Origin of the sequence: Singulisphaera acidiphila DSM 18658, from assembly GCF_000242455.2 — a bacterium.
Taxonomy (GTDB): domain Bacteria; phylum Planctomycetota; class Planctomycetia; order Isosphaerales; family Isosphaeraceae; genus Singulisphaera; species Singulisphaera acidiphila.
The window spans coordinates 2,163,286-2,184,953 of the sequence record NC_019892.1 but is presented as its reverse complement, the minus strand read 5'-3'; the positions used below and the strand labels follow the sequence as shown (position 1 = coordinate 2,184,953).

Here is a 21,668-nt window from a genome sequence, read left to right as displayed (position 1 = left end):
GGCATCGAGCCATTGCTTCCATACGGTAAACGCGTAGCCATTCGGGCACTGAGCGGGTGCTTCGGAGTTCAGGAATACCCCTCTTAGGATACCAAGTTCACGGAAGGTTGACACTGGGTTGGAGCAGGCTGGGGAATGCCATTGGCATTGGCAAGTCGATTCGACGCACGGGATCGCTACTTCGCTCCAAACCGTCGATCGCCCTGCGCCTTGTGAGATAATAAGAGATCCCGGCTCCAAGGGACCGGCGTTTCTGCCGAGTAACGGAAACGCCAGCGGAAATGTTGGACATGGCTGATGTTGGGAGAAGGTCGATTGGATCGAGCACCAGAGACCCTTTACGATCCTCGCGGCGGCGACGCGGCGGTGAAGGTCACGGAGTTGGTGATCAACCCCGATTCCGGGCTCATCGCGCGATCGAATTACTTTACCATCTGCTGGATCCAGGGAGGTCAGGGCCACATCTGGGCAGATTCCGCGTGCCACCCATTCACTTCGCCCTCATTGCTCTTCTTCGTTCCCTATCAGTACATCCGCCTGGTTTCGGAGGAGCAAGTCCACGGCACCATTCTCCAATTTCATGCAAATTTTTTATGCATCGAGACCTACCATGAAGAAGTCGGTTGCAACGGCGTTTTATTCAACGATATCTATGGGGTCCCGGTGGTCGAACTCGAAGGGCGGCATGAGCGCGAGGTTGCGGAACTCCTTGCCCAGATCCGTGGCGAGCTGACCGAGGGGGGACTTGCTCAGTCCGAGATGGTGCTTTCGTATTTAAAGGTACTCTTGATCCGAGCGACACGCCTGAAGCGGGAGCAGCAAGGTGACTTGACCGGAAAGGGCCGCGACAGGTTCCCACCGGTCTTGGAATCGCTCCGGGAGCTCATCGAGGCGAATTATCGGCAATTGCACGCGCCCGCCGATTACGCCCTCTTGCTCGACACGGATCCGAAAGGGCTCGGGAAAGTGGTCAAGGCCCACCTCCACAAGACGCTGACCGAGCTGATTCGCGAGCGGATTTTGAAGCACGCGAAGTGGGATCTTCTTCATACGCTGAAGCCGGTGAAGCAGATTGCCCACGAGCTTGGATACACGGATGAACTCTACTTCAGCCGGCTCTTCAAGCGGGCGACCGGCCATTCGCCCCTTTTCTTCCGGGAATTCGAGACGGCCATCCGAGGCGGGAGAAATCTCTCCATGACTTTGCCTCTTCCGTCCATTCCTGCGGAACCGGACCACCGCGAAAATGGAGTATCGCCCGCATCCGAATCCTGAACGCAACAGGATCATGCGGCCGGCCTTTTTTTTTTACGCGAGACAATCCGATGACGAGTGGGCTACAGCGGCTGATGGAAATGGCGGCGAAGACGGACCGCTTGGGAATCACGGTTACGCGACTTGGCCTGATCGTGGTACTCCTTTGGATCGGCGGTTTAAAAGCGTTCCGGTACGAGGCGGACGGCATTGTGCCGTTTGTGGCGAATAGTCCGCTCATGAGCTTTTGGTATGGCGATCCAGGGCATTACAAGGCCCACAAGAATCCCGAAGGAGCCTTGGTCCCGGCAAACCGGGCCTGGCACGAGACGAACCGGACGTACCTCTTCGCGTACGGGCTCGGGTCGGTCATCGTGCTCTACGGGCTGATGCTCTGCCTCCATCCGTGGCTCCCGCAGGTCGCGGCGGCTGGCAGCTTCCTGGTGGTTGTGATGTCGTTCGTCACGCTCTCATTTCTGATCACAACCCCGGAGTGCTGGGTCCCTGCCCTGGGGGATGCCCAGCACGGATTTCCGTACCTCAGCGGCGCCGGTCGGCTGGTTGTCAAGGACGCAATCATGATGGGTGCCGCACTCGTCACCATGGCCGACTCGGCCAAAGCGTACCTGCGATCCCACGGGCATGCGACGACGCTCAAGGCGTAGCGGAAGCGGCCCCATTGCGACCTCGGGGCATTCGTTCGAGGGTTGAAGCAAATCAGCTTGGACGTGTCTCGAGGACGCCGTACTTCTCTTGCCAGCTTGGATCGTAGTCGAGCGAGAAGAGACGCTGGATGGTCTCCGCGCGGCCGGGACCGGGCTCCAGGAGCGCCTCGATCGCTTGTCGCAACTGAGCGAGACGGCGATCGGGGGGCTCACCGGCTCGACCGGGGGCCCGGTCGAGGCGATCAAGGGCCGCCGCGACCTCCAAGATCCGACTTCGGGACTCGAGGAAGTCGCGGTTGAGCACATCGGCCGCGTCACGTGATTGGGTCATGACGAAGTCGTCTCCCGGTGAATTCTTACCCCGCATCGGCCTGCAACGGCTCGGGGGATCGTCCCGATCATCGCAGATCTAGCGACAGCACGCAAAGTGTTGGTTTCATCACCTAGACTTGGTATTATAGGGGTCATGCGGAATTCGCGAACGAGAACGAAGTTGACCTCACGGAAGTCCTCCTTATCGTCGCACCGAGGAGCCACACTCATGAAGACACCTGGGATTCGCGCGATCCTCATTTCGACCTCGCTTCTGGCCTTCTCCGACCCAGGATCGCTGGCCTATGGTAACCATGGCCGAGGCGCCGCGATTTATGCGCCAACCGCGGCCGTCCTACCCGTGGCGACTTCGGAAGTGCTGCCCACAGCTTACGTTCTCCCGACCTCGTATGTGCTGCCCACGTCCTACGTTTACCCCACGTCCTACGTAGCGACTTCGGCCGTCCTACCGTCGGTCTACGCAACCGTCTATGAGAGCCCGATCGTCTCCTCTTCCTATGTAGTCCCGACCTATTCCTATCGGCCCCGGCGGCTCCTGTCGCCACGCCGAATCGTCGACCGGCCGATCTATACGACGACCTCGGGAAGCTACTACATTCCGACGACCACCACCTTCTACCCAACAACCTACACGCCCACCGCTTTTTATCCGACGACCTACACGCCGACCACCTACTATCCGACGACCTACGCGACGACAGCCTACTATCCAACGAGCTACACACCGACGGCCTTCGTGTATCCCACGATCTACGACCAGCCGGTTGTCGCGACGACGGATCTCTGCTGCTCGAGCTCAGCCCCGTTGGCGACTTCCACCGCCGCGATCAGTCAACCTGCCCCGGCAGTGGCTCCTTCCCCTTCGTCGAGGACGAAGGCTCGTACCCCCGCTTCGGGAATCGAAAGCACAGTTTCGGAACCCGTCCCTCCCCCCAACGACACCTCGTCACTTCCCGAACCGGCCACAACCCCAGTCCCGGACCAACGCAATTTGAAAGCCGCGCCTCCCGCCGAGCCGGCCCCCGCACCGAGTGGGACGGAACCGACCGAGCGTTCGAGCCTTCCTAGCCCCGGATCGCTTCCGGAACTCTCCACGGATAACTCGGGTGTGGAAGTCCCCTTGCCAGTGGCACCTGCCGATTCCGCCTCTCCGCCCATTCCCCAAGCTCCGATCGCACCGGGCGACTCCAGCCCCAAGCACAACGTGAAACGCCCGGCCTTCAATTCCGCCGGCAACGCACGGGTGGCTCGCAATATCCTCAAGGGCAAAGTGCTGTCGGGGGATACCGGCGAGTTGGAACCGGGTGTTCGACTGATCCTCTCAAGCCGAACGAATGCCTTCACGGACCGAGTCGTGACGACCGATGCCTCCGGCCGTTACGCAGTTCGTCTTCCCGATGGAGATTGGACCGTCAAAGTGGTCATGCCCAGCGGTCGGACCTATTCGGTCAGCCAGCTCACGATCAGTGGCAGTGAGATCGTCGACGACCTCGGAAGAGACATCCCGAGCCTGACGATCACGCGTTGAACTTGCATCCACCGCAGTTGACGATATTGAGACCCGGCTCCTTCTCCAGGAGCCGGGTCTTGTCGTTTCTTGCAGGTTCAAATCGCCGAGGTGCTCTTCTTCCCCTTTGACAGGGTAGCGATGGACGATTCGAAACTTCGCGTCTGCTTCGTCGTAAGCTACTTCCATCCCCTCGAAAGCGGGGCCGAACGGCAGGCCCTTGCGCAAGGGGTCGAGCTTGTGAGGCGGGGGCATTCCGTCCAGGTGGTCACCCATGCCGTCGACGGGCTCGCCAGGGATGAGGTGGTGCAGGGAATTCAGGTTCACCGGTGGGTGCGATCCTCGCGTACCGGGCCGCTCTTTGCGGTGAGCTTCGTGGCCGGAGTCATCCAGGCGCTGCGACAACTCCGAGGAAGCTATGACCTGATCCACACCCACCAAGGGCTCTGGGAAGCGATCGCAACCGGCCTCGGCCGCAGCGCCTTCCGAGGAGTACCAACCCTTGTGCAGCCGGCAAGCTCGGGGTACTACGGTGAGGCCGAAGAGCTCTCGAGAACTCGCGGCTTCCCCCTGCTCCGCCGCCTGATCTTGCGCAATCATGCGTTCGCAGCGATCTCCGCCGACATCGAAGACCAATGGACCAGGCTTGGCGTTCCTCCGGAGCGAATCTTCCGGATGGCCAGCGGGGTCGATGCCACCCACTATCGGCCAGGTTCCTCCGGCTTCGAGTCGCGATTGCTGGCGCGCCCCCGGGTCCTGTTCACGGGCCGGCTGCACCCCCAGAAAAATCTCACGCGGCTGCTTGAAGCATGGCCCGCTGTGGCGCAGCGCACAAATGCAAACCTCATCCTGGTCGGACACGGACCGGAACAGGAACGCCTCGAGGCTCAAGCCGCGGCGCTCGGCATTGCCGACCGGATCCAGTTCACCGGAGCCGTGAATGATCCGGCCGAGATCCTCCGCGCAGCCGACCTGTTCGTCTTGCCGAGCGTGGCGGAGGGGATGAGCAACTCGTTGCTGGAAGCAATGGCCACCGCCTTGCCATGCGTGGCCTCGGGGATCGGCGGCAACATCGACCTCCTCGGTGACGGGGTCGGGAGACTTGTCAGCGGGGACGATCCTGCTGCGTGGTCGGAAGCGCTGATGGAGATCCTCGGCGATCCGGACCTGGCAAGCCGCCTCGGAGCTGCGGCTCGGCATCGTGTCGAGACCGAGTTCGCGCTCCCGATCGTGGTCGACCGTTATCTCACACTCTATCGGAGCCTGCTGGCGGCAAGGTCCACGAACCGGGCAGGTCGTCCAGAGCGCTGAACTCACTCGGGCTGGCGAAGGACGCGCGACGCAAACGCAATCCGCGCGACGATCCAGCGTTGTTCGGCCGGCTCGACGTCAGCCTCGAAACCCCGACCGGAAATCAGGTCGGGGTCGAGTGATTCATCTTGGAGTAAGAGGGAATAGGGAATGATCAGCTTGCGCGGTTGACCGGGGCCCACCCCTTGCACCCGGAGGATCATTTCGATGGTGCCGCTTCCCGGAGGGGTTTCCTCGAGCGCGGCGGTCTGAACGATCCCTCGGAGATGCATGGGGAATTCCTCGCCTAGAGAGCCGCGTCGAAGTCATCAACCGATGGCTTCGCGGAGTCATGAGTCCGGTCGAGGAGGACCGCGACGGTCATATCCCCCAGAACGTTTGAGGTGGTCCGACAGCGGTCGAGAAACCAGTCGATCGTCAGAAGGACGGGGATCTTGTCGGCCGGAAGGCCGACAGCGGCGAAGATGAGCGGCAGGGTCACGAAACTTCCTGACGGGATCCCGCCGGCCCCGACGCTGGCGACCAACGTTGTCAGAACGATGATCAATTGGTCGATCGGAGTGAGCGAGAAGCCGAGGGCCTGAGCCATGAACAGGACGGCGGTCGCCTGATAGAGCGCAGTCCCATCGTTATTGAAGTTGGTGCCAACACACGCGGCAAGCTGGCTCGACTCGCGCGAGACGCCCAGCTTGGACAGCGCTCGAAGCGTGACCGGCATCGTCGCCGCCGTGCTCGAAGTGCTGAACGTACTGGCCATGACGTCCGTCGCGCCGCGGAGGAATCGCAGCGGGGACATCCGCCCAAAGATCGCCATGATGACCAGATACCAGATGACCTGGCAGCTCAGACCAATCAAGACGACCACGATCAGCCAGATCAAGGAATTGAAGACCTGGATCCCCTCTCTCTGTCCCACGCTGGAGGCCACAACACCGAAAACGGCCAGCGGGACCAGAGCAACCACCCAGAGCAAAACGCGCATCAGCAGTTCGAACCCGAGATTCAAGACGTCGACGGCCGCCTTGTAGGTCGTCTCGCCGCGTGCTTGCTGCTCATTGCGGATCTTGACCAGACCGATCGCCAACGCCAGGGTCAGGAGGACAAGTTGAGCCAGGTTGTTCTGTGCGAACGCATCGCCAACGCTCCTGGGGACAAGTTCGACGAGCAGGTCGGTCACCGTCCGCCGGGGTGGAGGGACAGGCGGATTGGCAAGGTCGATCAACTTCGCGCCCAGGCCGGGGCGGATCAGATTCGAGAGGACGAGACCGAAGCCCATGGCGACCACGGTATTGATCAAGTAGTAGATCATCATCAGCGCGCCTTGGCGGCCACGAATATCGTTGGAGACAATCGCGCTGAGGATTGCCAGAACCACCAGGGGGGCGGCCAAGGCGCTCAAGGCTCGGATGATCAGTCGGGGAAGAAGGTTGAGATGCTCGGCGCCTTCTCCCCAAAACAAGCCCACCGGAATTGCCAAGATCACGGCGGCGATCACCCAAATATAGAGCGGAATACCCCCCGGCCGGCTCTCCGGTTCGTCCACGCCGGCCACTGTCGGTGCCTGGTCAATCTGAGCCATCGAGTCATCCTCACCTGGGTAGCGGATTCGGGAGCGCCACCATCCCCCCGGCCATCGCGTTGGTCATACGACATCGCCACCGAACTGGCAAGGACATCGAGGCGCGCAAACCCTCACTTTCACGATCTTTTCGATTTTGCATAACTTAGTTCCACAACCGGAATACCCCGATCAGGGCCTTGGTCGAAATCCGGAAAAGAATCTTCGGGGACGCTCCGAATAGAACCAGCCCCTAGGGCGTCTGCCCTTTTAAGTTGAGTGTTTGCCGAAAAGGACCGTTCCTACCGATCCCTCGCAGTATAACTCGGTCGCACCTCCGGCCCGGTATTACGACCCTAAACACCGGCAAAACTCGACCCAACTCCCCCCCCAACGCTCCGTTTCCCCCCTCAGCTACGCTTTTCCCCCCCTTGGAAAATGCGCCTCCATCAAATGCTCACGAGATGCTGAGAAAGGGTTTCTGATGCCGACCAATGCGTTCCTCCCCTGGCGGATGGCGATTCTCGCCGGTGGTCTCTCGTTTCTAATCCAAGCGCAATCCGCTCCGAGCTTCGGTGATGAACTTCCCACCGAACCCACGGAGAAATTGTCCGCTGAAGAACCCCCCCCCGTCGATCTCCTCACGGCTGTCCGCGAAGGGAATGTCAGCGTGAATGCCGAGGGAACCGGTGATGGTCGAATGACCCTGTCTTTAACCAACAAGACGAAGCGGAAGCTTCGGGTCGTCCTTCCTCCCGGTTTGATCGCTTCAGGGGCCACAGGCCAATTCGGCGGCATGGGGGGTATGGGCGGTGGAATGGGAGGCATGGGTGGCGGAATGGGAGGCATGGGCGGCGGAATGATGGGAGGCATGGGTGGTGGCATGGGCGGTGGAATGGGAGGCATGGGCGGCGGAATGGGCGGCCGGGGCGGTGGCATGGGCGGCGGCATGATGGGAGGCGGGACCATGCCCGCCTCGATGGGGATGATGATGCTGGGCCGGCTGATCATGTCCCTGGTCGGCGAACGCGATAGCTGGGACCAGCAGTCCCTCATGTCCGGCATGATGATGGGGATGGGCGGCGGAATGGGCGGTGGCATGATGGGAGGTATGGGCGGCATGGGTGGCGGAATGGGAGGTATGGGAGGTGGCATGCGGTCGGTTCCGCCCACCGGGCTCCCCTTCGCCGCGCTCAATCCCAAGCAGACCCGGCATCTGCCCACGCGTTTGGTCGGCCTGTCGGAGCCTGAGGGAGATCAACCGGTGGCGATGCCCGCCAAGGGGGAGAAGCTCCGCCTGGGCGACATCAGCCAGTTGACGGATAACGTCCTCGTGCAGAAGGCCCTGAAGCGGCTGGCCGAAGACAAGGCCCCCCAAACGTTGGCCCAGCTTGTGATCTGGAAGGTTTCTTCCGACCGGGACTGGAAGACCATTGAGGCCATGTCGCGCTCCTGGTCGAATGCCCACGAACTGACCCTGGCGCGCACCTTCGTCGACCGGCTGGGAGCCCTTTCGTCGGAGGAGGCGGGAGTTCTCCTCTACGAGATCACAGCCAAGGATTCGGCCGGAGACTCAGCGGCTCAAGAGCTCAGAGAGGCGCTCAAGGCAAAGACCGTGCTCGGCCTGAAGGGACAGCCGGGCGTGCCTTCGGAACCCAAGGGGCCGGCTCTGGCCTGCAAGGTGCAAGTCACGAGTGACGAGGCGACGGTGCAGGTTGCGACCAGCGATGGCCCGGCTCGTTCCTGGTTGGCGGCGGGTAAGTTCGTACTCCCGCTCTCACGGACGAAAACAGGCGAGCTGAACGTTTCAGCGGTGGCGGATGGGTTGGCCGAAGGGATCCTCAACCGCATGGTCCGCGCTCAGCTCGCGTCCGGGGCACGCTCGAAGGGGAAGCCAACATACAAGATCACGATCGAGAACGCCTCGCCGCTGATCCTGAACGGAATCGCGGTGCTCGGCAGGGATAGCGGGGCCGAGTCGAAAGTCCTCTCGGGAATCAGCATTTCGCCCCAGCGAAGCATGACCTTGCCCGCAACCGACGAGGTGGTCAAGTTGCTCGGCCTCAAGAAAGGGATCCGCGTCATCGCGGCCGACCTGAGCGCTCTGTAACGAATATCCGCACGATCGCAACGAAGTTGCAAGCAGGCCACCGCCCCGAGCCATTCATTCCCAAGCTCGGGGCGGTTTCACGTTCCGGCATCAGTCCACGAACATGAACTCGTTGGTCAGGAGCAGGACCTGGGCATACTCTTCCCAAGGGTTGAGGGGCGGGGTCGCCGGTCCTTGAAAACCAGCCGTGGCCTTCCACTCCGCACGAGCCGGGCCGATTTTGCGGACGACCGGGGACCAGCCAAAGGTATCGAAGTTCGGATTGGTCCGGCCGTCGACGACGAAGTCGATGGTTTCTCCCGCCTTCACCTCGTAGCGTTCTACCCGCGTAGGCACGTTGCCATGCTGAGCGACCCAGTCGCCCAGGGTTCCCGAGCGGGACGCGACGATCCGGCCACGCACCCCGTCCCCTTCCTGGGAGGGATGAGCGAGCGTTCCATCAATCGTGATGGTCGCATCTTGAGGGGCGGTCCACCGTCGAATCGCCGCATGCTGGGGATCGTTGCCCACGTGTCCCCCTCCGGCGTTCAGGTGGAGGTAGCTCTTCTCCGGATCGGGGAGGTTGGGGCTATACTGCCAAGTCGTGCCCGTCCAGTGCGGGAACGGCACGAACCGGCTCACCCGCTGAGTCGAGTCATCCACGCCGCCAAAGCCCGACTGCCAGATCTCCGGGGTGGCCGGCGACGGGTCGTTCGCCCGCTGATTGACGAAGCGGAGCCCTCGGGAAAGCTCGGCAAGCTCAGGCGATCGGCCGTAAATCCGGCGATAGAGGTCGCGGATCCTGGTTTCGGGATCGGGTAAGGCCCCTGTCGTGGTGGCGAGCTGGCGTGCCTGGTCGATGACGAACGGACTATTCATCAGGAAAAGGGCCTGCTGAGGAACCGTGGTCACATAGCGGCGCGGACTGGTGGCGTCGGGGCTGGCAAAGTCAAACGTGCGATAGACGCCATCGAGGTTCTGGCGGTCGATGAAGCCGTAGACGGTCCGGCGCGTGGTGAACGGGGTCGCCGTCAGGTCGACCGACCGGCCGCCCAACGTGTCGTCCAAGCGGCCTGACACGGCCAACAGAGCGTCCCGCATCGGCTCGAACTCCAGCCGGCGCCGAGGAAAACGCCAGAGAAGCCGGTTGGCCGGGTCCTTCACGAGGGAGTCCGGCTTGTTCTCACTCCGCTGCTGATACACGCTCGAGAGCATCATCCGCCGGTGTAGCGACTTGATCGACCAACCGCTCCGGACGAACTCCGCAGCCAGGTCATCCAGGAGCTCGGGGTGCGAAGGAGGATCGCTTCGCAGGCCGAAATCGCTCGAGGTAGCCACAAGGCCGGTCCCGAAGTGGAGCATCCAGATGCGATTCACCAGGACACGCGCAGTCAGGGGGTTGCTCGGGTCGATAATCGCCTTCGCGAGATCCAGCCGGCCGCTGCCGTCAGCAAATGGGGTCCGCTTGGCACCCGCCAAGACCTCGAGGAACTGGCGAGGAACCGACTTACCAGGACGCCCCGGATTCCCCCTGACGAAAATCTGCGGATTGACCGGTTGAGGTGCGTCGTTAAGCACCATCGCTCGAGGCGGCGCCCCAGGGTGAGTCGTCGAGAGTCCGGCAACCTCGTTCTGAAGATTCTTGAGTTGGTTTTGCTCCTCAACGTCGAAGGTCCCCGTGACTTCCTCGGACTTGACGCCAAGGGGGCCTCCATTCTCGTGAAGAACGCGACGGATCGATTGCCAGGCCAGTTCGTCGGTCGAGGTCGAGGCGTCGTTGCCAGGCTCCCCCCTGCTCTCGGCTTTAGCCAGGAGAGCGGCGTAGCGCTTGGCCACGTCGTTCATCCCGGTCGGCGGCTGGGCGGCAAACAAGGCGACGACGACCGCGTTCGATTCCGAAGGCTTGCTCGTGGCGAGCGACTTAGCCACGTCGCCCGCAAGGCGGGCGAAATCGGCCTCGGGAATCGCCGCGAATGCCAGCCAAGGACCGAGGATCGGGTCCGCTTTTTTTCGGGCCGCGTCGAGATGCGTCTTCCAATGAGTGATCGCCAGGCGAAGTCGATTGGGCGGGAGCGAGCCCGTCCGAGCCCGATCATCAAGCTTGGGATGATTGGGGTTAAACTCAAGGTCGAAGGCGGCGAGGAAGTAGGGTTCGATCCGACTGCCGAGATCCTTCTGGATCTCGGCGCGTTTGGCGGCCAGATACGTGTCGACCTTGGCGCGGCGGGCGCTGAGTTCTTGCTCGAACGCCACCGAATCGGCATTGGTCGCTGTCGGGGTGATCAGAGGAGGATCCGCCGGTTCGTTCGAGCTGGCGAAAACGCCGTAGAGCGAGTAGTAGTCGGCGGTCGGGATCGGGTCAAACTTATGGTCGTGGCAACGGGCGCAGGCGACCGTCAAGCCGAGAAGGCCGCGCGTCACCACGTCGATCCGGTCGTCGATGATGTCTTGCTGGTTGTTGAGAAAGCGACGCCCGACGGTCAAGAACCCAAGGGCCGCCAACGGTTGCGTGTTCCCGTCCTGGGGCAAGCGATCGGCCGCGATCTGCTGGAGCAGGAACTGGTCGTAGGGTAGGTCTTCATTGAAGGACCGAATGACGTAGTCGCGGTAGGTGTAAGAGTAGGGATAGCGCCGTTCCTCGTTGAAGACGTAGCCCTTCGTATCCGCATATCGTGCGACGTCAAGCCAATGCCGTCCCCAGCGCTCTCCGTAGTGCGGAGAGGCAAGGAGTCGTTCGACGACTTTCGCAAAAGCGTCGGGGGTGTGATCGGCCTCGAAGGCTTCGATTTCCGTAGCGGTCGGCGGGATGCCGATGAGGTCAAAGGTCGCCCGGCGAATCAAGGTTCGCTTATCAGCCTGTTCCGAAGGGCTCATCCCTTCGCTCTCGAGTTTGGCGAGGATGAAGGCGTCAATCGTCGAGGAACCCCAACTCTGGCTCTTGGCCGGGGCAGCCTTGACCTGGCGAACCGGCTGAAACGCCCAGTGCTTCTCGGTCGCCTCATCCTTCTCGGCTGCGGTAAGTACAGTCCCCTTCGGCCAGGGGGCACCATGAGCCACCCATTCGGCGAGGGCCTCGATCGCCGGAGCAGGCAGCTTCCCCTTGGGAGGCATCTTGATCTCTTCGTGGGAGTGGCGGACCACCTGAACGAGCAGACTCGTGTCAGGACTACCGGGCACGATGGCCGGTCCATTCTCCCCCCCTTCGAGTATGGCTTCGCGCGAGTCGAGGCGCAGACCCGAGGATTGCTTTTTCGCGCCGTGGCAACGAATACACGAGTCCACGAGCATCGGACGAACCCGCGCCTCGAAGAAGTCGGTCGAGGGAACCCCCGCGTCCGGCTGCGCGAGTGCATCCGCGTGAGCGATCGACAAGATCCCAAGGATCAAGCCAAATCCAGGGAGGAACGAGGACCATCTCATAGGATTTCTCGAGAGCGAAGAAGTCGGTGGGTGCCCGAGGGCATCGCAATCGGTGGGTGTCAGGGCCGGCATGGCGGTCGCGGGAGGGATCCCAAAGGCGCTCGAATTGTATGCTTTGGTCCCTGATTTCGCTAGGTCTTAAGGAATGAGCCCGTTTGACCACCCGGGCGAAGTCTGGAAGGATGAAACGTCTGCCAACTCTCTCCCGCGTTTGGATCGAGACGATTGGAATGAACAGGGCTGCCGAAAACGACCATGCTCCGGAGTCACCCAGACTTCATGTCATCCTCTACGAACCGGAGATCGCCGCGAATACGGGGTCGATTGGACGGACGTGCGTCGCCGTGGGCGCCATGCTTTGGCTCGTCCGTCCTCTCGGGTTTCACCTCGACGACCGGCATCGCCGCCGCGCGGGCCTGGATTATTGGGAACACCTGAACTGGCGAGTCGTCGACCATATCGACGAAGTGGTGGAGGTGGTGGGACGCGACCGGCTCTGGTCGTTCAGCACCAAAGCGAAACCGTCCTACACCACGGCCACCTACCGTGCGGGCGATGGCCTTGTCTTTGGACCCGAGAGCCGGGGGCTCCCACTCTCCTGGATCTCATCCCCAGAGAATCGGCTGGTCCGAATTCCGATCCGTCCGGAAGCGCGGAGCCTGAACCTGGCCAACGCCGTCGCGATCGCCACGTTCGAAGCCGTCCGCCAGCTCGAACAACCGCTCGCCTGACCCACCAAACGCAAGCGACCCCGAACGCCTTTATGGCGTTCGGGGTCGCTGTTCGTTCGTGCGTTCGACAACGAAGGAAACGTCTCAAAGGCCGCTGAGATCAGCCGCAACGAGGCGAACACCCTTCTTGAGCCCCAATTGCTCGACCACCCGGCTGGACGCCGGGACCGTGATGCTCTTGCCCGGCGCCACGCTAATGCCCGCGAGCACCTTGGCCTCTTGATCGCTCTCACTCCCCGTGCCCACGACGGCGATCCCGTTCAGGATCAGCGGCGAGCCGTTCTCAATGCGCACCCGGTACAGGTCCTTCCCTTTGCTCTTCGACACCGGTGCGACCGACGCCCGAACCAGACGTCCCAACATTCCCTCGGCCAACGAATCCATGAATGCGTCCGTTTTGGCCTTATCACCTTCGCGAGCGACCGGCAAGGTAAACTTGCCCGCAGCAGCCCACGCAGTTGCGTCGGGATTGCTCGTGGACATCTCCACGACGGCCTCGGGCTTCTCCTCAGATCCTCTCAGGGTGATCCGGCAGGCGACTCCAGGGCCGTTGGGTTGAGCGGGGATCTCCATCTTGACCGCCAGCCCGAGAACGTTCTGGTCTTTAAGCGCCTTCCCGAGCTGACGGGCCAAGGCCTTATTCGCGGGATCATCGGCCTTAACTTCGCAGAGCAGCGTCCCCGAATCCCCCTTGGGCAACTCGGCGAGTTGGTCGACGAATGACTGGGCCAGCGTCAGCTCTTGAGGGTTGGCCCAATCCTTGGACATCGCGGCAATGGTGCCCCAATCCAGGTGAGACGCCACGCGCCACATGACGAGTTGCGACACCGTCTGAGGCGCCTTGTCCTCGGCGAGCCGCTTCAAGGCCTTCTGCACCTGGGGATCGACCGTGAGCTGGCTGATATCACCCAGCCGAAGTCGTTCACCCTTGGCCGGCATCACGACGGGCTGTTCGGGATTGGGATCAGAGAGCCCCACAAGGCGTGTGGGCAAATGCCGGGTCTGCTTGGGGTTGAGCGCAGCGAAGGGGAGCCCGGTGGGCGGAACCGACCGCATGCCACCTCCCATACCGCCCATTCCGCCGCCCATGCCACCCATACCGCCCATGCCACCCATACCCATGCCGCCCATGCCACCCATCATGCCGGACATGAGGGACTGCTGGTCCCAGCTATCGCGCTCGCCGACCAGGGACATGATCAGCCGGCCCAGCATCATCATCCCCATCGAGGCGGGCATGGTTCCACCCCCCATCCCCATACCGCCGCCCATGCCACCGCCCATGCCTCCCATACCGCCGCCCATACCACCCATGCCACCCATGCCGCCCATGCCACCGCCCATACCACCCATACCACCGCCCATACCACCCATGCCCATGCCGCCCATGCCACCCATGCCGCCGCCCATACCACCCATACCGCCGAACTGGCCGGTGGCACCGGAGGCGATGAGGCCCGGTGGGAGAACGACGTGAAGCTTGCGCTTGGTCTTATTGGTGACGGAGAGAGTCATACGACCATCGCCGCTGCCTTCGGCGTTCACCGAGACGGACCCGTTTCGGACAGCCTCGAGAAGATTGAGGGTCGGGATTTTCTCAGTCGGTTCCGGGGAACCAACATCCGTGCTTGTGGTGGGGGGGGATGAAGACGTGTCATCGTCGGCCGCAATCGCCGCAGATCCAACAAAGAAAAGACTCGTGACGACAGTCGCGGGAACGCCGAGGAGTCGAAGCGTCAAATTCATGGCAAGAGCCTCTCACACTCCGATCAGGAGTTCAGTCCGAGTGCGGCGACCGGATCAAGGATGCGCTCCAACGGACGGGTGGAATGCCGACCGGAACCTGCGACTCGGGGGGGTAAAGGGATACGGTTTCGGACGTATCAATCAACTGGCAAGACTCACGATTCCACAGACTCAGAGACGTACAGGCCTCATGTCCTATTCGAGCCACAGCCCCTGATTTTTTCCGCGGATCGGTTTGATCGAAGTTTACGCGTCCGATTCTGGATGTCAAAACAACGGCCGTGGCCGTGCCAGCGAGATTCCCCCTAAACTGAAGGCGGACAACACTCCGCGTCACGTCCCACCCAAAACCGACAAGAGCCGTGGGGAACGATTTTCTTGGTGAGTGGGCGCGGGCCAACAGGCCTTTTTTGACGAGAGGCTTCGCAGGGTTGGTCCCGGCCATTCTCGGCACAAAGCCGGGAGGGACGTGCCCATCCCGATCGGATTCGGCCTTGGCTTTGCTGACGCGTTCAGAGTGACGATCGGCCATGAAGAAGGGTTATGTCAGCAAGAGGCATTGCCACCCTGACGTGACGTCTCTAGCGGGCGAGAAAGCTTGACATAGCTCGGAATCTCGTAAGTCTCCGGCTGAGACGAGGGCTCGTCATTCACGACCTCACACGGGGTTTCCTACCGGCAGGGTGGTCATGACAGTGGAGGCTCGAGGGATGCCTTATCCCGCTGTGGGCTGGTGTGTCTCCGGGGCCTTTCGGTTAAAGTGCCTACATCCTCAAACTAGGTGCGAGGTTTTGACGAAATCGAAGTCGGGAGCGAGTGATGCGATTTGTTTCCCACCTGGGTTGCCCCACCTGCGGCGCCACGTATCCGGCTGACCGCCTGATGAACCTGTGCGAACGGGACGGGCGTCCTGTCCAGGTGGTTCTCGACATCGACCGACTCAAGTCCGAGCGGGGCCGCGACGGAGGCTGGAACCCCGCGCGTGCCGACCTTTGGCGATTCGGCGGCCTCTTACCGCTCGACGTCGCCGACCCCGACGATTGCCGTCATGTCGTTTCCCTGGGGGAAGGGAATACCCCCTGTCTCCCCTACGCCCACCCCTGGGCCGATCGTTTGAAGTGTCGCCTCGAGGTGAAAGACGAAGGGAAGCCGTATCCGGGATTCGGCCATAACCCGACGTTGTCGTTCAAAGACCGGGGGATGGCCATGACGGTCTCGATGGCCAAGGCCCTCGGACTGACGCGACTGGCCGTTCCCACGCAAGGCAACGCGGGCGATGCGCTCGCCGAGTACGCGGTCGCCGGCGGACTCGAGGCGGCGATCGTGATGTCGCCGGACACCGACTTGCCGGTCCTAGGCAAGGTGGCTGCGTACGCCAAGCTCCACCCGGATCTCATCACGCTGGAACTGGTCGCGGGAACGATCGTCGAGTCCGCCCAACGAATTCGCGAGCATTATGTGCCGGCCGGCTTTTTCAGCGTCGCCACCTTTCAAGAACCGGGCTGGCGAACCGAGGGAAAGAAGACCCTCGGCCTGGAAATGGCGGAACCCGCCGGCGATCGTCTGGCCGAGCGGACCTGGAAACTCCCCGACGTGATCGTTTATCCGACGGGAGGGGGCACCGGCGTCGTCGGGATGGCCAAGGCCTTTGACGAACTCCAGGCGCTGGGATTGGTCGGCGATGAGCGGCCCCGGATGATCTGCGTTCAGAGCACGGCGACCACCCCGATCGTGCGTGCCTTCGACACAGGAGCGGACGACATCACCCCCCTGCCCCCCGGCGCGACCATCGCGACGGGTTTGAACGTCGCGCGGAACGTCGGGCACATCAACGTTTTGCGAATCATCCGGGAGTCGGGAGGCGCCGCCATCGCCGTGTCCGACGACGCCATTCGCTCGGTCATTCGTGACGAATGGCGCGACCGACGATTCGCCTGGTCGCCCGAAGGAGCCGCGACGCTCGCCGCCTTGCCGGAGATGGCGGATCGCGGGCTCATTCGCGAGGGAGATCGAGTCGTCCTGGTGAACACCGCCGCCGCAGAGAAGTACTTGCCCAATATCCGCACGCTGCTTGGCGGTGGACTCTAACGCGGTTGATCAAACAAGCATGACGGCGACCCCAGCCGTCATGCTTCGCACAAGGCCCAAGAGAAAAACCGCCGGGCCGGATGCACTGTGGTCGGCAACAATCGACTTCTGATTCGATCGAGACGCCTCACTCAGTGCTCATGCAGAGGCTCGGGGATCACAAGTTCGCGGGTTGACGAAGGCCAATAGCGGCAGGCGACTCCCAGGAGCAGAAAGAGGCCGCCGACGATCGTGGGAATCGCGGGGCGCTCGCCGACCACCAGCATCACCCAGATCGGAGCGAGCACCGGTTCGAGCAGGCCGAGGAGCCCCGCCTCGGGAGCGCCGATGTCGCGGAGGCCCCGGGCGAACAAGATGTACGGGATCGCCATCTGGATCGTGCCGAACACGACGAGCAGCGCCAGGGTCGACAGAGGGGGCACCGGGATTGTACCTCGACTCAGGAGGATCCAGAGTCCGAGAGTGACCGACCCGGCAAGGTTGTTGAAGGAACTGAGCCAGATCGGGTCGAGGTCGCGAAAGTTTCGGAGTCCCACCACAACTCCGGCGAAACCGACGCCGCTGGCGAGGCCGAGGGCGATCCCCTGCCCTTCATTGGGGCGGCCGTCGTAGCCGTAGAGGACAATCGCCACAACGCCGAACGACGCCAAGGCAATTCCGACCTTCGACCGGAGATCAGGGCGTTCTTTGAGAATCCAGGCGCTGAAGGGGATCGTCCAGATCGTGGCCGTGCATTGCAGAAAGATCGCGTTGGCGGCCGTGGTCGTCATGACCGAGCTGAGATAGAGCCCGGTCATGGCACCGAAGGTGAAACCGAGCGGGATGATCGACGGCCGAATCACTCGCCGCGATGCGGGTACGAACGGCAACAAGACCAGCCCCGCAAACAAGCTGCGATAGAACGCAACTGTCAGGCCGTCGAGGTCGAGGGCCTTGGCGAACACCCCCCCCAGGCTCCAGAGCGCGGCCGCCGCAAGGACATATCGGCGCCCATTCCTCGCCGCTTTCCACGGGTTCTCAAACGGCAAATCCACGCTCATCTCCTCAGGCTTCGTCACGCAAACCGACCTGCCAAATGGTACGGGTTACAGCGAAATCCGAATAGGCATCTCGCAATTGCCTTTCTCTTTGACAACAGTAAAATGCATCAGAAGTAGGACCGCACGATCGCTGATTCCAGATCTTTTGGAGAGGCACAAACCGGCCCCACTTTGATATCGTGGCAGAGAGAAGGACTCCCAAACGCACTCGGGAGCAGGTTCCGCGAATCGAAAACGAAGGGATACGCGCCATGCACCTGGTGGTTCTCGGCGCCATCATCCTGCTGGTCTACCTGGTCATCCGCCTGGGGGCGACCGCCGGCGCCTGGCTGACCGGCAGCCGCTATCGCGCGTATCGTCAGCTCGCCGCCCGTTATCAGGGCAAGTATGAAAGTCGGGGGCTCTCCGATCCACCGACCGTCAGCTTCGCCTACAATGGGTCGAATGTCCGAGTGGGCCTCGCCCCTCAGATTACCGGTCAGCCAAACAACCCAAGGACCCGGGTCGTGGTCCGGTTTCGCAATGGACTGCCGTTTCGACTCGAGTTGGCCCCCATCTCCCGCCCTGCTCCCGCGCAAGCTCCCAAGGGGACTCGCCTGGTCCGGATCGGCGATCAGGAGTTCGACCGGGGCTTCGTCGTCCAGGCGAATGATCCCGAGATGGCCGTCGAATTCCTGTCACCAGGGGTCCGCTGGTCGATCGGCAATCTCCAGCGCCTCGCTCCTCCGAGCGGGATGTTAATCTCGATCAATCCGGAACGGCTGCTGGTCCAGATCGATCGTAACCTCGGCCTCAATGCCGATTCGCTGGCGTATGCCGTGCACGAGACCCTCCTGATCCATGACGGACTTCAAATGGGGGTGGCTACGCAGATGTCGCAGGGGGTCTCGATCGTCGCGATCGGTCCCACGGCGAACGAGGATGCCGGTCCGCCAATCTGCAAAGTCTGCGGTGAGGCGATCGAGGGTCCCAGGGTCTTCTGTGCGATCTGCCGGACCCCCCATCATCGTGACTGCTGGGAATACGTCGGGACCTGCTCGATCTACGGTTGTCACGGCAAACACAGCGTGTCGGCCTGAACGGCAACGCTGCGAAAAAGAGGAGAAGCCGCCCCGTTGAATCCCGCGCGGGAATTGTATCGATTCCCGCGGTTCGGCTGTTCCGGCCCGGGGGTGCAGCGGTTATCCTGGCAAGATCGGTCCACCTCGAACGCCGAGGAATCCCGGCGTCTCCACCCAATATTGTCGTGTGTCCAGCGAATGAGATGCTGAGGAGGTATCCTGACCATGTCATACGGCGGAAATGCCGATCCCACCGGGATTCAGGTCACGTTCCTGGACCAGACTGGGGCGAAGTCGGTCAAGGCGGTTATCGCGTTTAGCGTGCCAGTCAGCCGAATTCTCCCGAATATTATCACCAAGATGAACTTACCGACCACCAGTCCGGACGGGCAACCGATGAGTTATTCGCTCGACCATAAAGAGGGAGGGCGACGCTTGATCGAGAGCCATACGCTGGTGGAGGCCGGAGTTCAAAATGGCGATCACCTGATCGTCTACCCCGAGGTTGTCGCCGGACGCTCCTGACCGTTTTTCGGTTCAAGACGACGGGGGCATCATCCTCTCTTTTGACGCGTTGGGCTCGTCCGAACCATGCACGAATCACCTCGCATCCGACGTCTTCGCAACGACTTCGCCGCCATGGAGCGGCTGGGGGCGGAAAGCTCGGTCCTTCGGTTCCGAGCCGAGGGAAAGCCGGCGCAGCGGTACGTGATTGAGTTCAGGGGCCGGAGCCTTGCCCGCGAGCGGGGCAAGGTTACGATCCGCGACCGTCACGAAGTTGAGATCAAGCTCGGCTCGTCCTATCCTCGGACCATGCCCGAGATCCGCTGGCTCACTCCGATCTATCATCCGAACATCTCGGAGATCGGAATGGTTTGCCTGGGAGGGTATGGAACCCACTGGGTTCCCAGCCTCAACCTTGACGAACTCTGCGGCATGCTCTGGGACATGGCTCGATTCCACAACTATGACATCCGGAGCCCCTACAATCGCGAGGCCGCCCTCTGGGTGGCCAACCAAAGCTCGTTCCTTTTTCCGCTCGATGCTCGGGCGCTTCGCGACCTCAGAGTCGCGCTCGGCCGGGTCGAGTCGCCCACCCCTCCTGCCCCGCCCGTGGAGCCGGAACCGTCGGCCCAGGAGCCGGCCATCGACAAGTCGCCGTCGAACCCGGCTCCCGGCTCGAGGGCGGGAAAATACGCGGACTTCGTCCGGAAGTTCGCGGCCGATTTGAGCTCACTCACCCCGGCTCGTTCCGACTCGGCTCCCCGAGTTCCGGCAGCCTGGACCGGGACCGGTGCCGAAGGACCCGACGGGATGATTATCCTCGATATGGAAGTCGAGCTTCGACCTGCCCCGCCCCGCCCTCAACCAGGAGATGAGATCTTCTTCATTGATTAAAAGCCTGGCATCTCCAGTTTTGAGCCCATTGTAATCCCAAAGGAGTGACTGTTGGTAGCCACGGGTGTGAGCCTTTTGGAAACGGGAACAACTCACATCAGGATTTCCACGTTCTTCACACACTCGATCATGATTTTGTGTTGCGTTGATCTGCCCGACTGTTTCGCGACTCGCCCTCGGTGAATCCTCCATGGATGACTCTCCACTGACGTTTCTCGACGAAGAACCGGCCGATCCGGAGTCGGCGGCGGACGCCGATGCCTCGCCTGCTTTGTTCATTGACGATACCGACCGCTACTCTCGGCTTCGGCTCATTCCGTGGTGGCGGCAGGAACGGCTTGCCGCGGCGCGGGTGCTCGTCGTCGGCGCGGGGGCACTTGGCAACGAAGTGCTCAAGAATCTGGCGCTGCTGGGGGTCGGTACGGTCTACGTCATCGACCTCGACGACGTGGAACCCTCGAATCTGTCGCGGTCGGTCCTCTTCCGCACTGAGGATGGCGGTCGCGGCAAGGCGGAAGTGGGCGCGCAACGCGCCTGCGAGATCAACCCCGACGTGCGAATGATCCCGTTCCAAGGCGATGTGATCACCGACCTCGGCCTTGGCCTGTTCGCAGACGTCGACGTCGTGATCGGTTGTCTCGATAACCGGGAAGCGAGGCTCTGGGTCAATCGCCAGTGTTGGAAGGTGGGAACGCCCTGGGTGGATTCGGGAATCCAGGAAATCCAAGGGGTGGTGAAAGTCTTCGTCCCCCCCGACTCCGCCTGCTACGAGTGTGCGATGACCGAGCGCGACTATCAGCTCTTGAATCTTCGCTACAGTTGCCCCCTGCTCCGCCGCGACCAGATCATGGAGGGCAAAGTCCCCACGGCCCCCACGATCGCCTCAATGATGGGCGCGCTCGAAGTGCAGGAAGCCCTCAAAATTATCCACGGCCTCCCGGTCGCCGCCGGCAGCGCGATGGTTTTCAACGGGGTCGCGAACCAGTTCTACACGACCCGCCTCCCCTTCCGGGCCGATTGCCTCAGCCACGAGACCTATCCCCAACCGGTCGAGTTACCGTTGAGCGCGACGCAACCCGTCGCCGACCTCTTCGCAGCCGCGCAACAGACGGGTCTGGCCGGGCCCTTGACCCTCGTCCTCGAACGGGACCTCGTCGTCTCGATCGGCTGTCCCCGATGCGGCTGGCACATCGACGTCCATCGGCCGAGAACGCGCGTGTCCCAGGCCGAGTCGATTTGCCCGACCTGCAACAAGCCGGCCCAACCGGAGATTGTGAGCGCATTGGCGGAGGATTCTCCCCTCGCCGCGCTCTCGCTCGCCCAAGTCGGCATCCCCCCCTACGACATCGTCCGTGTCGACGGTATCGACGACTCGGGCTTTTTTCTTCTGGCCGGGGACCGAGGATGGCTCGAGGCCCGCTCCCAGGAAACCCCGAAGGCTCCCGTAAACGCATAAAGTTCCAGGCG

General features: G+C 62.2%; 17 protein-coding genes. 11 read left to right on the top strand and 6 right to left on the bottom strand.

Annotated elements, in window-relative coordinates; translation table 11 throughout:
• The first annotated feature begins 315 nt into the window (after positions 1–315).
• Together SINAC_RS08560 and SINAC_RS08555 are read left to right on the top strand one after the other, a co-directional pair.
• Positions 316–1,275 carry a helix-turn-helix domain-containing protein gene (locus tag SINAC_RS08560; protein ID WP_237722435.1) on the top strand — a complete coding sequence of 320 codons (960 nt, stop codon included), beginning with the start codon at positions 316–318 and terminating at the stop codon, positions 1,273–1,275.
• Between the two features lie 50 nt (positions 1,276–1,325).
• Positions 1,326–1,919 (top strand): DUF417 family protein, encoded by a 594-nt coding sequence (locus tag SINAC_RS08555; protein ID WP_015245286.1) that lies wholly within the window; start codon positions 1,326–1,328, stop codon positions 1,917–1,919.
• A 52-nt stretch (positions 1,920–1,971) separates the two neighbouring features.
• Here the strand turns inward: SINAC_RS08555 and SINAC_RS08550 are convergent, their stop codons facing one another.
• The gene (locus SINAC_RS08550) at positions 1,972–2,250 is read right to left on the bottom strand and encodes a hypothetical protein (protein WP_015245285.1); all 279 of its coding nucleotides are present in this window, start codon (positions 2,248–2,250) and stop codon (positions 1,972–1,974) included.
• A 210-nt stretch (positions 2,251–2,460) separates the two neighbouring features.
• Between SINAC_RS08550 and SINAC_RS08545 the strand changes: the two genes are divergently transcribed.
• Positions 2,461–3,780: a carboxypeptidase-like regulatory domain-containing protein gene (locus SINAC_RS08545; RefSeq protein WP_015245284.1), complete on the top strand. Its 1,320-nt coding sequence runs from the start codon at positions 2,461–2,463 to the stop codon at positions 3,778–3,780.
• A gap of 120 nt (positions 3,781–3,900) precedes the next feature.
• Positions 3,901–5,070 carry a glycosyltransferase family 4 protein gene (locus SINAC_RS08540; protein ID WP_015245283.1) on the top strand — a complete coding sequence of 390 codons (1,170 nt, stop codon included), beginning with the start codon at positions 3,901–3,903 and terminating at the stop codon, positions 5,068–5,070.
• 2 nt (positions 5,071–5,072) lie between these two features.
• On the opposite strand, the gene SINAC_RS08535 is transcribed toward SINAC_RS08540, so the two are convergent.
• A complete protein-coding gene (locus SINAC_RS08535) occupies positions 5,073–5,342 on the bottom strand; it encodes a hypothetical protein (protein WP_015245282.1) in 270 nt (89 codons plus the stop codon).
• 14 nt (positions 5,343–5,356) lie between these two features.
• On the bottom strand, positions 5,357–6,649 hold the full coding sequence (locus SINAC_RS08530; protein WP_015245281.1) for a dicarboxylate/amino acid:cation symporter: 1,293 nt from the start codon (positions 6,647–6,649) through the stop codon (positions 5,357–5,359).
• Between the two features lie 463 nt (positions 6,650–7,112).
• Between SINAC_RS08530 and SINAC_RS08525 the strand changes: the two genes are divergently transcribed.
• Positions 7,113–8,738 carry a hypothetical protein gene (locus SINAC_RS08525; RefSeq protein ID WP_015245280.1) on the top strand — a complete coding sequence of 542 codons (1,626 nt, stop codon included), beginning with the start codon at positions 7,113–7,115 and terminating at the stop codon, positions 8,736–8,738.
• 90 nt (positions 8,739–8,828) lie between these two features.
• Here SINAC_RS08525 and SINAC_RS08520 read toward each other — a convergent pair whose 3' ends face one another.
• Positions 8,829–12,137 carry a PSD1 and planctomycete cytochrome C domain-containing protein gene (locus SINAC_RS08520; protein WP_015245279.1) on the bottom strand — a complete coding sequence of 1,103 codons (3,309 nt, stop codon included), beginning with the start codon at positions 12,135–12,137 and terminating at the stop codon, positions 8,829–8,831.
• A 230-nt stretch (positions 12,138–12,367) separates the two neighbouring features.
• On the opposite strand from SINAC_RS08520, the gene SINAC_RS08515 reads away from it, so the two are divergent.
• Complete coding sequence (locus SINAC_RS08515; RefSeq protein ID WP_015245278.1) at positions 12,368–12,868, top strand: tRNA (cytidine(34)-2'-O)-methyltransferase; 501 nt, start codon at positions 12,368–12,370, stop codon at positions 12,866–12,868.
• An 84-nt stretch (positions 12,869–12,952) separates the two neighbouring features.
• On the opposite strand, the gene SINAC_RS08510 is transcribed toward SINAC_RS08515, so the two are convergent.
• On the bottom strand, positions 12,953–14,614 hold the full coding sequence (locus tag SINAC_RS08510) for a hypothetical protein (RefSeq protein WP_015245277.1): 1,662 nt from the start codon (positions 14,612–14,614) through the stop codon (positions 12,953–12,955).
• A gap of 819 nt (positions 14,615–15,433) precedes the next feature.
• Between SINAC_RS08510 and SINAC_RS08505 the strand changes: the two genes are divergently transcribed.
• Positions 15,434–16,702: a threonine synthase gene (locus SINAC_RS08505; protein ID WP_015245276.1), complete on the top strand. Its 1,269-nt coding sequence runs from the start codon at positions 15,434–15,436 to the stop codon at positions 16,700–16,702.
• 131 nt (positions 16,703–16,833) lie between these two features.
• Here the strand turns inward: SINAC_RS08505 and SINAC_RS08500 are convergent, their stop codons facing one another.
• The gene (locus tag SINAC_RS08500; protein WP_020465668.1) at positions 16,834–17,742 is read right to left on the bottom strand and encodes a DMT family transporter; all 909 of its coding nucleotides are present in this window, start codon (positions 17,740–17,742) and stop codon (positions 16,834–16,836) included.
• Positions 17,743–17,993: 251 nt separating this feature from the next.
• Between SINAC_RS08500 and SINAC_RS08495 the strand changes: the two genes are divergently transcribed.
• The 4 genes from SINAC_RS08495 (at position 17,994) to SINAC_RS08480 (ending at position 21,657) form a co-directional block, all read left to right on the top strand.
• Positions 17,994–18,821, top strand: coding sequence for an RING finger protein (locus SINAC_RS08495; protein WP_015245274.1), 828 nt, complete (start codon positions 17,994–17,996; stop codon positions 18,819–18,821).
• A gap of 207 nt (positions 18,822–19,028) precedes the next feature.
• Complete coding sequence (locus SINAC_RS08490) at positions 19,029–19,328, top strand: EsaB/YukD family protein (RefSeq protein ID WP_015245273.1); 300 nt, start codon at positions 19,029–19,031, stop codon at positions 19,326–19,328.
• 66 nt (positions 19,329–19,394) lie between these two features.
• Positions 19,395–20,201 carry a ubiquitin-conjugating enzyme E2 gene (locus SINAC_RS08485; RefSeq protein WP_015245272.1) on the top strand — a complete coding sequence of 269 codons (807 nt, stop codon included), beginning with the start codon at positions 19,395–19,397 and terminating at the stop codon, positions 20,199–20,201.
• Positions 20,202–20,391: 190 nt separating this feature from the next.
• Positions 20,392–21,657: a HesA/MoeB/ThiF family protein gene (locus SINAC_RS08480; protein WP_015245271.1), complete on the top strand. Its 1,266-nt coding sequence runs from the start codon at positions 20,392–20,394 to the stop codon at positions 21,655–21,657.
• Positions 21,658–21,668: the final 11 nt, after the last annotated feature.

Excerpts from the sequence above, each read along its gene's own strand:
- SINAC_RS08555 (WP_015245286.1), top strand. The coding sequence starts at position 1,326 with ATGACGAGTGGGCTACAGCGGCTGATGGAAATGGCGGCGAAGACGGAC.
- SINAC_RS08550 (WP_015245285.1), bottom strand. The coding sequence starts at position 2,250 with ATGACCCAATCACGTGACGCGGCCGATGTGCTCAACCGCGACTTCCTC.
- SINAC_RS08545 (WP_015245284.1), top strand. The coding sequence starts at position 2,461 with ATGAAGACACCTGGGATTCGCGCGATCCTCATTTCGACCTCGCTTCTG.
- SINAC_RS08540 (WP_015245283.1), top strand. The coding sequence starts at position 3,901 with ATGGACGATTCGAAACTTCGCGTCTGCTTCGTCGTAAGCTACTTCCAT.
- SINAC_RS08535 (WP_015245282.1), bottom strand. The coding sequence starts at position 5,342 with ATGCATCTCCGAGGGATCGTTCAGACCGCCGCGCTCGAGGAAACCCCT.
- SINAC_RS08530 (WP_015245281.1), bottom strand. The coding sequence starts at position 6,649 with ATGGCTCAGATTGACCAGGCACCGACAGTGGCCGGCGTGGACGAACCG.
- SINAC_RS08525 (WP_015245280.1), top strand. The coding sequence starts at position 7,113 with ATGCCGACCAATGCGTTCCTCCCCTGGCGGATGGCGATTCTCGCCGGT.
- SINAC_RS08520 (WP_015245279.1), bottom strand. The coding sequence starts at position 12,137 with ATGAGATGGTCCTCGTTCCTCCCTGGATTTGGCTTGATCCTTGGGATC.
- SINAC_RS08515 (WP_015245278.1), top strand. The coding sequence starts at position 12,368 with ATGAACAGGGCTGCCGAAAACGACCATGCTCCGGAGTCACCCAGACTT.
- SINAC_RS08510 (WP_015245277.1), bottom strand. The coding sequence starts at position 14,614 with ATGAATTTGACGCTTCGACTCCTCGGCGTTCCCGCGACTGTCGTCACG.
- SINAC_RS08505 (WP_015245276.1), top strand. The coding sequence starts at position 15,434 with ATGCGATTTGTTTCCCACCTGGGTTGCCCCACCTGCGGCGCCACGTAT.
- SINAC_RS08500 (WP_020465668.1), bottom strand. The coding sequence starts at position 17,742 with ATGAGCGTGGATTTGCCGTTTGAGAACCCGTGGAAAGCGGCGAGGAAT.
- SINAC_RS08495 (WP_015245274.1), top strand. The coding sequence starts at position 17,994 with ATGCACCTGGTGGTTCTCGGCGCCATCATCCTGCTGGTCTACCTGGTC.
- SINAC_RS08490 (WP_015245273.1), top strand. The coding sequence starts at position 19,029 with ATGTCATACGGCGGAAATGCCGATCCCACCGGGATTCAGGTCACGTTC.
- SINAC_RS08485 (WP_015245272.1), top strand. The coding sequence starts at position 19,395 with ATGCACGAATCACCTCGCATCCGACGTCTTCGCAACGACTTCGCCGCC.
- SINAC_RS08480 (WP_015245271.1), top strand. The coding sequence starts at position 20,392 with ATGGATGACTCTCCACTGACGTTTCTCGACGAAGAACCGGCCGATCCG.